Raw genomic sequence first — 12,080 nt, 5'->3', positions numbered from 1 at the left:
ATAGAATCGGCGTATCAGCCCCGCACGTCGACGCCCTTCCAGAACGCCACCCGCCCGGTAATTTCCCGCGCCGCGTCCTTCGGTGCCGGATAATACCACGCCGCGTCGCGGTTCTCCGCGCCGTCCACCGCCAGCGTGTAATAATGCGCGGTCCCTTTCCACGGGCAGACGCTGGTCGTCGCGCTGTCCCGAAGCACCGCCGCATCCACTGCAGCGAGGGGGAAATAAGCGTTGCCCTCCACCGTCACGATGTCGTCGCTCGCAGCGATACGCGTGCCGTTCCACCAGGCTTCGGTCATGTCGGTCTCTCCTTGTCTCTGCGGGTTGAACCCCCGGCATGGCGCGAAGGATGCGGGTCACGGCGCCGGCGGCAGCGTCCAGTCGATCGGTGGCGCGCCATGCGCGATCAGGAAGGCATTCGCCTGTGAGAAGGGGCGGCTGCCGAACCAGCCCTTGTACGCCGACAGCGGCGAGGGGTGGGGGGCGCTGACGACCAGATGCGCGCCACCCTGATCGATGCCGCGCACGAACGCCGCCTTGGCCTGTGCGTGCGCGCCCCATAAGAGAAATACCACGGGGTCCGGCTTGGCGGCGACGGCGCGGATGATCGCGTCGGTGAACGCCTCCCAGCCGCGCCCGCGATGCGACGCTGCCTTGCCGCCCTCGACGCTCATCACCGTGTTGAGCAGCAGCACGCCCTGCCGCGCCCAATGCTCCAGACATCCGTGGCCGACCGGGGCGATGCCGAGGTCGGCGTGCAATTCCTTGTAGATGTTGGCGAGGCTCGGCGGCACCTTCACCCCGGGGCGGACCGAAAAGCTGAGGCCATGCGCCTGCCCCGGGCCGTGATAGGGGTCCTGCCCAAGGATCACGACGCGCACCGCGTCGAGCGGCGTCAGCTCCAGCGCGCGGAAGCGATCCTCGGCCGGCGGATAGATCGCCTTGCCCGCCCCGGCCTCCGCATCGAGGAAGGCATCCAGCGCCGGCAGCCGCGCCAGCGCCTCGGCCAGCGGAGCCTCCCAGCTCGGATCGATCCGCAGCCGCATTCAGCGCTTGCGCACGAATTCGGCGCGCAGGACCAGCCCCTTGATCCCGTCGAACTTGCAGTCGATCTCCTGCGCATCGCCGGTCAGGCGGATGCTCTTGATGAGCGTGCCGCGCTTCAGCGTCTGTCCGGCGCCCTTGACGGTCAGGTCCTTGATGAGCGTCACCTGGTCGCCATCGGCCAATATGTTGCCGACGGCATCGCGCACCTCGACTCCCGTTCCGGCAGACGCGGCCGCCGCAGCAGCGTCCGCCGCGCTGATCCATTCGCCGCTCGCCTCGTCGTACACGAAGCTGTCGTCATCCTGCATCGTAATCCCCCTTCGAAAGGGGCGCCCTACAGCGAAATCTCGCCCTCGTCTTCTCCATCCCAGTAATGCAGGCGTGCGGCGCGGACGTGGATCATGACGAGGCCGGGGGTGTCGGCGCCGCGTTCGAACCAGCGGTCGAGGTCCGGCGACCAATGCTCCTCGAATGCCGCCGTGTCGCGGACCAGATCGCCATGGCCTTCGACCGCGACGAAGAACGGCCGCATGCCCAGCAGGCCGCTCTTGCCGAGGAAGCTGAGGCTGACCTGCGGATCGCGGGTGATGTCGGCGACGGTGCGCGTGTCGTCCATCGTGAAATAATAGCTGTCGCCGTCGTAATCGACCTGCTGGTTGTTGCTCATCGGCCGCGCGGCGATCGCGCCGCCGTCGGTATGGGTGGAGAGCATCGCGAAATCGATGTCGCGCATCGCCTTCGACAGATCGGCCAGGGTTTTCGTCACGCATCCGCTCCTTGTGGTTGCAGACGTGAACGCGCCGGGCCGCTCAGCCGATCCCGTCCCACAGCAGCTTCGCGCCGAGCAGCACCATCAGCAGATAGACGAGGATGTAGAAGCGCGCCGGGCGCATCCGGCGGATCAGCCAAACCCCCGCCAGCGTGCTGAGGATCGCCAGCGGCAGCAGCGCCGCGGATGCGGTCAGCGTCGCACGGTCGAACGCGCCGAGCGCCAGATAGGCCGGCACCTTCGCCCAATTGACGATGGCGAACAGGATCGCACCGGTGCCGACGAAGCGTTCGTGCGGCAGCTTGCGCGGCGCCACCCACATCTGGAACGGCGGCCCGCCGGCATGGGCAATCTGGCTGGCGAAGCCCATGCCGATCCCGAACAGGCTGCCGACCCAGCCCGGCGAGCGCGAGGCGGCGACCGCGCGCCCGCCGCGTTCGATCCACAGCCGCCACGCGCCGAAACCCGCGGTGATCGCCCCCAGCATCGCCATCACCGCCTGCCCCGGCAGCACTTCCGCGAACGTCCAGCCTCCGAGGATGCCGAGCAGCGCACCCGGCAGCATCCAGCCGATCACCCAGCCGTCCCACGTCCGCCGGAACGCCCAGACGCTCACCGCATCCTGCACGACGAGGATGGGGAGCAGGATCGCGGCGGCCTGTACCGGCGCGACCGCCAGCGCGAGCAACGGCGTACCGAGCGCACCCAGTCCGGACAGCCCGCCCTTGGCGAGGCCGACGAGGATCACCGCCGTCGCGGCGACGATCAGGAACAGCGGGTCGTGAAGCATGATCGCCGCGCTAGCCGCTCGCCGTCCCGGCGTCACCTCATGCGACCGCCGTCGTCAGAACAGCCCCGGCACCTCGCGCTGCGCGGTCGACATTTCGCCGGACGGCGTCAGCGCGACGCGGGTCACCGGCGCCGACAGCGCCCGCGCTTCCGCACTGGCGGACGCGCCGATCCGCGTGCAGCTCTTGCCCTGCAGGAAATCGAGCGCGGAGCGCGTCGACGCCTCGCGCGGATCGCCCATCGGATAAGCGAGGTCGTCCGCCGCGCGGCAGCTCGCCTCCACCGTGTTCGCCAGCCCGTCGTAATAGGCGCCCTGCCGCGCCGCATTCTGCAGCGCGAAGGCGATCACCCGCAGCCGGTCGTCGCACGCCGCCCGGTCGAGCGCGATCTGGCCGACCGGCTTGCCATAGGTGTTGGTGCCGATCAGCGCCGCATTGGCGTGGAGGTAGGGGATGAAGGCGTTGATGACGAACTCGCTCGCCGAGGCGGTGCCGCCGGTGCCGATGAAGGCGACCCGGGTCGGCGCGACCGATTGCGGCTGCGGCGCGAAGAAGGTCGTCGAATTCTCCGCCGATTTCTCGCTGCGGAAGGTGGTGTAACTCATCACCTCCGACGTGCTGCGATTGGCACCCAGCAGGTTGCTCATCAGCTCCGCGGTACGGACCAGCCCGCCGCCGTTGTAGCGCAGGTCGACGATGAGGTTGGTGATCCCCTGCGCCCGGAACTGTGCGAAGGCCGAGCGAAGCACGGGATCGGCGGTGTCGATGAAGGTGCGCAGGTTGACGTAGCCGTAGCGCTGGCCGCCGTCGGCGATGATCTGCACCCCATAGCGGCTGGATACCGGCGTCAGCGTGAAGTCGGTCTTGGCGACCGAGACGGTCCGCGTGCCGGCGGCGTCGCGGATCTGGAAGCTGCGGGTCGTCCCCGTCGTGTCCGGCCCGAGCGCATCGCCCAGCGCGTTGCCGCCGGCATTGTACAGGCTGCTCACCGTCCGCAGGTTGCTCGCCGAGGTGCCGATCGCCAGGATTTCCGCTCCGCGATCGATACCCGCCGCCAACGCGGGCGCGCCCTCGAACGCCTCGGTCACGTAGAGACGCGTGTTGCTGTCGAGCCCGAGCCGCCAGCCGAAGCCGGCGCTGGAGCCCGAGGTGTAATAGGCCGTCTCTTCCTTGATCGACGTCAGATAGGTGAAATAGCGGTCCTTGCGCTGCGACCGGGCGGTCGCGGTCAGCGCGTCGAGAAAGGTGTCGACGCTGCCGTACGGCGTCGGGTCGAGACTGGCGGGCAGGGTATCGGGGAAGAGATACCATTCGCGCACCTGCGCCGCGACCCAGTCCTGCCGCTCGCGAAGCGTGCAGCCGGCGGCGACGGTCGTGGTCGGCGTACCCGTGGTCGGCGATCCGCCGGTGGCGGTCGCGCCCGACGATCCACCATCGCCGCCGCCGCACCCCGCCAGCAGGGCCGTCAACGCAAGAAACGCCACCGAACGCCGTACCGCCACCGATTCTCTCCCGCACCCCGGAGCGGTGAACCTATGCCCGCTCCGGCCGGACGGCAATCGCCTCCGGCCGAACGTCGGCACTAATGTGGATCATCTGTTTTTTCAGCAACTTGCGGGCGGCGCCGCTCGTTCGGCAGATTCACGTTCCAACATCATCGGAGACAGATCATGGGCTTGTTCAGCAAGGATATCGCGACGTTCCAGGACCTGTATGTCCATCAACTCGAAGACCTTTATTATGCGGAGCAGCAGATCACCAAGGCGCTGCCCAAGATGATCGACAAGGCCACCGACGTTCAGCTGCGCCAGGGGTTCGAACAGCATCTGCGCGAGACGGAAGGCCAGATCGAGCGCCTGCGCCGCGTGTTCGAGATCGAGGGCATGCAGCCCAAGGGCGTCACCTGCCCGGCGATCGACGGCATCATCAAGGAAGCGAACGAGGTCGCCGGCGAGGTCAGCGACAAGGCGGTGCTCGATGCGGCGCTGACCGCCGCGGCGCAGGCGGTCGAGCATTACGAGATCGCCCGCTACGGCACGCTCATCACCTGGGCGAAGCAGCTCGGCAAGACCGAATGCGCCGCGATCCTGCAGCAGACGCTCGACGAGGAAAAGGCGACCAACGACAAGCTGACGCAGCTCGCCACCGGCGGGATCAACGCACAGGCGGAACTCGCCACGGCCTGATCGTCCCGCGCACCCGGCGGCCCGTCGCCGCCGGGTGCAATGCGGTCAGGGCACCAGCACGGTATCGACCGCGCCGGCCAGCGTCTCCGGGTAATCCAGCGTATAGTGCAGCCCGCGGCTCTCGTGCCGGTGCAGCGCGGACCGCACGATAAGTTCGGCGGTCTGGAGCAGGTTGCGCAGCTCGATCAGGTCGGGCGTGACGCGGAAATGGCCGTAATAGTCCGCCACTTCGCCGGTCAGCATCTGGATACGGTGCTGCGCGCGCTCCAGCCGCTTGGTGGTGCGGACGATCCCGACGTAATTCCACATGAAGCGGCGAATCTCGGTCCAGTTCTGCTTGATGACGACCTCTTCGTCCGAATCGGTGACGCGGCTTTCGTCCCATGGGCGGATGACCGGCACCGGCGGCAGCGTGTCCCAATGCGCCGCAATGTGATCCGCGCACGCCTCGCCGAAGACGAAGCATTCGAGCAGCGAGTTGGAGGCGAGCCGATTGGCGCCGTGCAGCCCGCTTTCGGTACATTCGCCGGCGGCATAGAGGCCGGGCAGGTCGGTGCGGCCGTCGCGGTCGATGACCACGCCGCCGCAGGTATAATGCTGCGCCGGCACGACCGGGATCGGCTGCGTCGTCATGTCGATGCCGAGGCCGAGCAGCTTTTCGTGGATGTTGGGGAAATGGCCCTTCACGAAGTCGGCGGGCATGTGGCTGATGTCGAGGTGGACGTAATCGAGACCGTAGCGCTTGATCTCGGCATCGATCGCGCGCGCCACCACGTCGCGCGGCGCCAGCTCCATCCGTTCGGCATCGTAATAGGACATGAAGCGCTTGCCGGTGGTCGGGTTGACGAGCCGTCCGCCTTCGCCGCGCACCGCCTCGGTGATGAGGAAGTTCTTGACCTCAAGATTGTAGAGGCAGGTCGGGTGGAACTGCATCATCTCCATGTTGGAGACGCGCGCACCCGCCCGCCACGCCATCGCGATGCCGTCGCCGGTCGCGCCGCGCGGGGCGGTGGAGAAGAGGTAGGTGCGTCCCGCGCCGCCGGTGGCGAGGACGGTGGCCCGGGCGGTGTAGAGGTTGACGCGCCCGGTGTTGCGGTCGACCGCATAGACGCCCCAGACGTTGCCTGCGCCCGAATAGCGCTGCTCGTGGCGGCTGGTGGCGAGGTCGATCGCGACCTGATCGGGGACCAAAGTGATGTTGGGATGCGCCTCCGCGGCGCGTTGCAGCGCCTCCTGCACGGCCCAGCCGGTGGCGTCGGCGACGTGGACGATGCGGCGGTGCGAATGGCCGCCCTCGCGGGTGAGATGGAGCGCTCCCTTGCCGTCGGCACCCTCGGTGGCGAAGGGGACGCCGAGCTGCGTCAGCCGCTCGATCGCGGCGGGGGCGTTCTCGACGACGAATTCGACGATGTCGCGGTCGTTGAGGCCCGCGCCCGCGACCATCGTATCCTCGACATGGTTGTCGAACGTGTCGCCCGGTTCGAGGACGGCGGCGATCCCGCCCTGCGCCCAGGCGGTCGACCCTTCGTTGAGCGCGCCCTTGGCGAGGACGGTGACGCGGAAACGGTCGGCGAGGTTGAGCGCCGCGGTAAGGCCGGCCGCGCCCGATCCGACGATGAGGACGTCGGTGTTGCTCATCGGCGCCCTCCCGTCCGGAAGGCGTCAGACATTGGACGCACGGGTCAGGCTGAGGAACACGTCTTCCAGATCGGGCTCCTTCGTCGTCACGTCGACGATCCCGAAGCCGTCATGCTGCACCGCCGCCAGCACCTCGCCCGCATTGACGCGATCTTTGGCGTAGGTGATTTCCAGCGTGCGTGCGCCCTTCAGCACGATCTTGCCGAAACAGGCGTTGCTGGGCAGCGTCGCGACGTCGCGATCGACGGTGACCGCGACGACCTTTTCCTGCGCCTTGCCGACCAACTCGCGGGTCGGTTCGTTGGCGATCAGCCGGCCGTGGTTGATGATCGCGATCCGGTCGCACAATTCCTCGGCCTCTTCGAGGTAATGCGTGGTGAGCACCACCGTGACGCCTGCGCGGTTCAGGTCGCGGACATAGGCCCAGAGCTGCTGGCGCAATTCGATGTCGACGCCCGCGGTCGGTTCGTCGAGCACCAGCACGGGCGGGGAATGGACCATCGCCTTGGCCACCATCAGCCGCCGCTTCATGCCGCCCGACAGGGTGCGGGCATAGGCGTTGGCCTTGTCCTCCAGATGCACTGCACGCAGCAGTTCGAGGCTGCGGCGTTCGGCCTTTGGCACGCCGTACAGGCCGGCCTGGATGTTGAGCGTCTCGATCGGGGTGAAGAAGGGATCGAACAGGATTTCCTGATTGACGATGCCGATCGACGCCTTGGCGTTGCGCGGATGCGCGTCGATGTCGAAGCCCCAGATCTCGGCCTGCCCCTCGGTCTTGTTGACCAGTCCGGCGAGGATGTTGATGAGCGTCGACTTGCCCGCGCCGTTCGGGCCGAGCAGGCCGAAGATCTGGCCGCGCGGCACGTCGAAACTGACCCCGTCGAGCGCGCGCTTGCCGCCCTGATAGGTCTTGCAGAGGTTCTGGATGCGGATCGCGGCCTCGGTCATGGTTCGCGGGAATACGCCGATCTTTCCGGGGTGCAACACAATCCTCCCCCCGGATTGTGCCTGCACCGGGGAGGATTGAAGCGCGTGCCGGGCCTTGCTATCCGCAGCCGCATGATCCCGCCGCCCGAAACCGTCCGCGTATCCCAGCGTCGCGTCGCCTGCGACGGCGCCACCGACATTCCCGGCGGCGCCGCGCTCGGCCATCCGCGGGTGTTCCTGCAGATCGACGAGGAAGGCTATGTCGACTGCGGCTATTGCGACCGTCGCTTCGTGCTGATCGGCGGGCCGGCGGATGGCGTCGATCAATCGACGCTGCCCGATCATCCGGATGGCGCGAGCGTTTAACGCGCCTATATTGGCGGCATGACATCCGCTGCCGACCCCCGCTCGTTCCTGTACCGCGACCAGCTTTCGCCCGAGGCGGCGCTGCGCCTGACCGCCGATGCGCTCGGCCGCGCGGATGACGGCGAACTCTACCTCCAGTACCGCCGGGCCGAGGCGTTCGGGTTCGACGACGGGCGGCTGAAGACGGCGAGCTACGACACCAACGCCGGCTTCGGCCTGCGCGCGGTGTCGGGCGAAATGACCGCCTTCGCCCATGCCAACGAACTGTCGGAAGCGGCGATCCGGCGCGCGGGCGAGACGATGGCGCTGATCGATCCGACGACCAGCGCCCGGGCCGCCCCGCCGCAGGGCAACAACCGGCACCTCTATACCGACGCCGATCCGCTCGACTTGGTGCCGTTCGCCGACAAGGTGAATCTGTGCCAGACGATCGATGCCGCGGCGCGCGCGCGCGATCCGCGTGTCGCGCAGGTGTCGGTGGGGCTGAGCGGGACGTGGAGCGTGGTCGAGGTGGTGCGGCCGGACGGCTTCGTCGCCACCGACGTGCGGCCGCTCGTGCGGCTCAACATCCAGATCGTCGTCGAGCAGAACGGCCGGCGCGAGACGGGGACGTTCGGGATCGGCGGGCGCTATCTCTACGACCGGCTGTTCGATGCCGCGGTGTGGAACCGCGGGATCGACGAGGCGCTGGCCCATGCGTTGGTCAATCTCGATTCGGTCGCGGCGCCGGCGGGCGAGATGACCGTGCTGCTCGGGCCGGGCTGGCCGGGGATCGTGCTGCACGAGGCGATCGGCCACGGGCTGGAAGGCGACTTCAACCGCAAGGGCACCAGCGCCTTTTCCGGGCGGATCGGCGAGCGCGTGGCGGCGCCGGGGGTGACGGTGGTCGATGACGGCTCGATCCAGGATCGCCGCGGCTCGCTGTCGATCGACGACGAGGGCACGCCGACGGGCGAAACGGTGCTGATCGAGGACGGTATCCTCAAGGGCTACATGCAGGACCGGCTCAACGCGCGGCTGATGGGTGTCGCGCCGACCGGCAACGGTCGCCGCGAAAGCTTCGCGCATGCCCCGATGCCGCGGATGACCAACACCTTCATGAAGGGCGGCAAGGACGATCCCGCCGAGCTGCTCGCCCGCGTGAAGCGCGGTATCTTCGCCAAGAGCTTCGGCGGCGGGCAGGTCGATATCGTGTCGGGCAAGTTCGTGTTTTCCTGCACCGAGGCCTATCTGATCGAGGACGGTCGCATCGGCGCGCCGATCAAGGGCGCGACGCTGATCGGCGACGGCCCGACGGTGCTCACCAAGGTGACCGGCATCGGCAACGATTTCGCGCTGGACGAGGGCATCGGTGTCTGCGGCAAGGGCGGGCAGAGCGTGCCGGCCGGCGTCGGTCAGCCGACGTTGCTGGTGGATGGTCTGACGGTGGGCGGGACGGCGACGGCCTGAACGCGTCGACGGAAGCATTCCTCATGAGCCTTGTCGAACTCGGTCGCTACGATCGCAACCTCGCCAACATCATCGTCGGGCGGCTCGATGCCGAAGGGCTGGACGCGATCGCCTTCGATGGCGGATCGAGCATCGCCGATGGCAGTTACCTGCTGATCCCGGTCCGCGTGATGGTGGACGAGGACGACCTGCCCGTCGCACAGGCGATCGTCGCCGCTGCTGAAATTTGAGGCAGCCGTGCGCGGCTGCCCATTATTCTATCGTTAATCCGTAGCCCGCCGCCGCTGCCGCCCGCCGGGCCGCGTCGTTTCACGACTGGCATGATCGTTGCGAAGGGCTCCCTCGTACAATCGAGGGGGCAGGGATGAAGCTGGTCATTGCGATCATCAAGCCGTTCAAACTGGACGAGGTGAGGGAAGCGCTCACCACGTTGGGCGTGGCGGGGATGACGGTTACCGAGGTCAAGGGGTTCGGCCGGCAGAAGGGCCAGACCGAAATCTATCGCGGCGCTGAATACAGCACCAACATGGTGCCCAAGATCAAGATCGAGGTGGTCTGCGCCGCCGACCTCGCCGACCGGGTGGTCGAGGCGGTCCAGGCGTCGGCGAACACCGGCGCGATCGGCGATGGCAAGATCTTCGTGCTCGACGTCGGTCAGGCGGTGCGGATCCGCACCGGCGAAACCGACGATTCGGCGCTCTGAGGGGGGAATAGGGATGAAGCACGCTTTGAAGATCGCGGGCGCCGCGGGGCTGGGCGCCCTGGCGTTCGCCGCCATGCCCGCCTGGGCGCAGGACGCCGCACTGCAGGCGCCGCCCGCCGCGGCTCCTGTCGCCGCCACGGTCAACAAGGGCGACACCGCCTGGATGATGACCTCCACCGTCCTCGTCATGATGATGATCCTGCCGGGCCTGGCATTGTTCTACGGCGGTCTCACCCGCTCGAAGAACATGCTGTCGACGATGACGCAGATCGGCGCGGTCGCGTGCCTCGCGATGCTGCTGTGGGTGATGTACGGCTATAGCCTCGCCTTCGGGCCGGACCTCACCAGCGGTTTCTCCAACGTCATCGGCAGCCTCGACAAGGCGTTCCTGAAGGGCGTGACGCCGGCATCGCAGGCGGCGACCTTCACCGCCGGGGTCGAGATTCCCGAATATGTCTTCATCTGCTTCCAGATGACCTTCGCGGCGATCACCGTCGCGCTGGTGCTGGGGTCGGTGGTCGAGCGGATGAAATTCTCCGCCGTCATGGCCTTCGCCGCGGTGTGGCTGACGATCGTCTATTTCCCGATCGCGCACATGGTCTGGGCGTCGTCGGGCTTCTTCTTCAAGGCGGGTGCGCTCGATTTCGCCGGCGGCACCGTCGTGCACATCAACGCCGGCGTCTCGGCGCTGGTCGCCAGCATCATGCTCGGCAAGCGCATGGGCTATCCGACGACGCCGATGCCCCCGCATTCGCTGACGCTGACCGCGGTCGGCACCGGCCTGCTGTGGGTGGGCTGGTTCGGCTTCAACGCCGGTTCCGCGCTGGAGGCCAATGGCTCGGCGGGCCTGGCGATGATCAACACCTTCGTCGCCACCGCATCGGGCGCGCTGTTCTGGATGCTGGCCGAGCGCCTGCGCGGTCACAAGGGATCGGCATTGGGCTTCTGTTCGGGCATCGTCGCCGGTCTGGTCGCGGTGACCCCGGCCGCCGGCAACTCGGGTCCGTTCGGCGCGATCGTGCTGGGTGCGGTTGCCTCGCTGGTCTGCTTCTTCGCGGTGTCGGTGCTCAAGCCGAAGCTCGGCTATGACGACGCGCTCGACGCCTTCGGTGTCCACGGCATCGGCGGTATGGTCGGCGCGATCGGCACCGGCATCGTCTACGCCCCGTCCCTCGGCGGGCCGGGCGCGGCGGACTATGCGATGGGCGCCAAGCTGCTCGTTCAGGTCGAGGCGGTGGTCGTCACCACCATCTGGGCGACGATCGGCACCGTCATCGCGATCCTGATCGCCAAGGCGCTCACCGGCCTGCGGGTCGCTCCCGAAGTCGAGCAGGAAGGCCTCGATCTCGGCGAGCACGGCGAGCGCGCCTACAACTGATCCACCGATCGGGCGCGGGGGCAGCAGACCCCCGCCCCCCACGACGTTCCTCCTGCGGACGACCTTGACCCGGTACGGCGACGTACCGGGTCTTTTTTGTCGGGTTCACACCAAGGCGCGAAGACGCGACGCTCTCGTGTCCCGGACAGGCATGGCCTGCCTTTATCGCAGCGGTGGGGGGCGAGCTGGCGGGCGGCGCAGCGACGCCACCCGCGGCTTCGCGTGAACCGGTTCTGCGCGCAGAGGCGCGGAGAGCGCAGCGATGGTACGCCGCGGAACCGATCGCCCCGGTACAGACGCGCAAGATGTACGAGGCGGAGCAACTGGTGCTCCCCTCTGCGTTCTCCGCGCTTCTGCGCGAACGCGTTTGATACGCTGCGCGCACGACTCCCGACGTGCGGGAGGTTGTCAGCCCAGCCGTTCGCGCAGTGCCAGCATCGCCAGCGCCGCCTGTGCCGCGCCGCCGCCCTTGTCGAGCTGCGCCGGGTCGGCGCGCACGATCGCCTGCGCCTCGTTCTCGGTGGTTAGAATGCCGTTGCCGATCGCCAGGCCGTCCAGCGTCAGCGCCATGATCCCGCGCGCGCTTTCGTTCGAGACGATCTCGAAATGATAGGTCTCGCCGCGGATCACCACGCCCAGCGCGACGAAGGCGTCGTAGCGGTCGCTGTCCGCGGCCAGCGCGATCGCGCCCGGCACCTCGAGCGCGCCCGGCACCGTCACCGTATCGTGGCTATGGCCCGCCGCCTCGATCGCGGCGCGGGCACCGGCGACGAGCATGTCGTTGAGATGGTCGTAGAAGCGCGCTTCGACGATCAGCAGGTGCGCCATG

Annotated in this window: 15 protein-coding genes; 6 read left to right on the top strand and 9 right to left on the bottom strand. The window is 68.0% G+C overall.

The genetic code is table 11. From position 1 onward, the window contains the following. Positions 1 to 14: 14 nt before the first annotated feature. The 6 genes from AC1RTO_RS13600 to AC1RTO_RS13575 are packed head-to-tail and all read right to left on the bottom strand — an operon-like array spanning position 15 to position 4,106. Positions 15 to 299 (bottom strand): DUF427 domain-containing protein, encoded by a 285-nt coding sequence (locus AC1RTO_RS13600; protein ID WP_493161356.1) that lies wholly within the window; start codon positions 297 to 299, stop codon positions 15 to 17. A 57-nt stretch (positions 300 to 356) separates the two neighbouring features. Next, positions 357 to 1,046: a uracil-DNA glycosylase gene (gene ung, locus AC1RTO_RS13595; RefSeq protein ID WP_493161355.1), complete on the bottom strand. Its 690-nt coding sequence runs from the start codon at positions 1,044 to 1,046 to the stop codon at positions 357 to 359. Next, a complete protein-coding gene (locus AC1RTO_RS13590; protein ID WP_293875995.1) occupies positions 1,047 to 1,355 on the bottom strand; it encodes an alkylphosphonate utilization protein in 309 nt (102 codons plus the stop codon). 26 nt (positions 1,356 to 1,381) lie between these two features. Beyond that, the gene (locus tag AC1RTO_RS13585; protein ID WP_493161354.1) at positions 1,382 to 1,813 is read right to left on the bottom strand and encodes a pyridoxamine 5'-phosphate oxidase family protein; all 432 of its coding nucleotides are present in this window, start codon (positions 1,811 to 1,813) and stop codon (positions 1,382 to 1,384) included. A gap of 43 nt (positions 1,814 to 1,856) precedes the next feature. Beyond that, positions 1,857 to 2,606, bottom strand: coding sequence for a sulfite exporter TauE/SafE family protein (locus tag AC1RTO_RS13580; RefSeq protein WP_493161353.1), 750 nt, complete (start codon positions 2,604 to 2,606; stop codon positions 1,857 to 1,859). A gap of 54 nt (positions 2,607 to 2,660) precedes the next feature. Next, positions 2,661 to 4,106 carry a S41 family peptidase gene (locus tag AC1RTO_RS13575; protein WP_493161352.1) on the bottom strand — a complete coding sequence of 482 codons (1,446 nt, stop codon included), beginning with the start codon at positions 4,104 to 4,106 and terminating at the stop codon, positions 2,661 to 2,663. A 168-nt stretch (positions 4,107 to 4,274) separates the two neighbouring features. Here AC1RTO_RS13575 and AC1RTO_RS13570 point away from each other — a divergent pair, with 168 nt between their 5' ends. Then, the gene (locus AC1RTO_RS13570) at positions 4,275 to 4,790 is read left to right on the top strand and encodes a YciE/YciF ferroxidase family protein (RefSeq protein ID WP_293875999.1); all 516 of its coding nucleotides are present in this window, start codon (positions 4,275 to 4,277) and stop codon (positions 4,788 to 4,790) included. Between the two features lie 45 nt (positions 4,791 to 4,835). On the opposite strand, the gene nadB is transcribed toward AC1RTO_RS13570, so the two are convergent. Next, on the bottom strand, positions 4,836 to 6,428 hold the full coding sequence (gene nadB / locus AC1RTO_RS13565) for an L-aspartate oxidase (protein ID WP_493161351.1): 1,593 nt from the start codon (positions 6,426 to 6,428) through the stop codon (positions 4,836 to 4,838). A gap of 24 nt (positions 6,429 to 6,452) precedes the next feature. Continuing rightward, positions 6,453 to 7,376, bottom strand: coding sequence for an ABC transporter ATP-binding protein (locus tag AC1RTO_RS13560; RefSeq protein WP_493161350.1), 924 nt, complete (start codon positions 7,374 to 7,376; stop codon positions 6,453 to 6,455). Positions 7,377 to 7,487: 111 nt separating this feature from the next. Here AC1RTO_RS13560 and AC1RTO_RS13555 point away from each other — a divergent pair, with 111 nt between their 5' ends. From AC1RTO_RS13555 to AC1RTO_RS13535, 5 genes are all read left to right on the top strand, one after another. Further along, positions 7,488 to 7,721 carry a zinc-finger domain-containing protein gene (locus tag AC1RTO_RS13555; RefSeq protein ID WP_493161349.1) on the top strand — a complete coding sequence of 78 codons (234 nt, stop codon included), beginning with the start codon at positions 7,488 to 7,490 and terminating at the stop codon, positions 7,719 to 7,721. 18 nt (positions 7,722 to 7,739) lie between these two features. Further along, complete coding sequence (gene tldD, locus AC1RTO_RS13550) at positions 7,740 to 9,170, top strand: metalloprotease TldD (protein ID WP_493161348.1); 1,431 nt, start codon at positions 7,740 to 7,742, stop codon at positions 9,168 to 9,170. A 23-nt stretch (positions 9,171 to 9,193) separates the two neighbouring features. Then, on the top strand, positions 9,194 to 9,400 hold the full coding sequence (locus AC1RTO_RS13545; RefSeq protein WP_493161347.1) for a putative signal transducing protein: 207 nt from the start codon (positions 9,194 to 9,196) through the stop codon (positions 9,398 to 9,400). A gap of 134 nt (positions 9,401 to 9,534) precedes the next feature. Further along, positions 9,535 to 9,873 (top strand): P-II family nitrogen regulator, encoded by a 339-nt coding sequence (locus AC1RTO_RS13540; RefSeq protein ID WP_262828981.1) that lies wholly within the window; start codon positions 9,535 to 9,537, stop codon positions 9,871 to 9,873. Between the two features lie 13 nt (positions 9,874 to 9,886). Continuing rightward, on the top strand, positions 9,887 to 11,251 hold the full coding sequence (locus tag AC1RTO_RS13535) for an ammonium transporter (protein ID WP_493161346.1): 1,365 nt from the start codon (positions 9,887 to 9,889) through the stop codon (positions 11,249 to 11,251). A 408-nt stretch (positions 11,252 to 11,659) separates the two neighbouring features. Here AC1RTO_RS13535 and ribH read toward each other — a convergent pair whose 3' ends face one another. Then, complete coding sequence (ribH, locus tag AC1RTO_RS13530) at positions 11,660 to 12,079, bottom strand: 6,7-dimethyl-8-ribityllumazine synthase (protein WP_493161345.1); 420 nt, start codon at positions 12,077 to 12,079, stop codon at positions 11,660 to 11,662. Position 12,080: the final 1 nt, after the last annotated feature.

Source organism: Sphingomonas sp. GW821-FHT10F09 (assembly GCF_058809195.1).
Note: the sequence above shows the minus strand (reverse complement) of the source record. Positions and strands in the feature narration are given on the sequence as shown.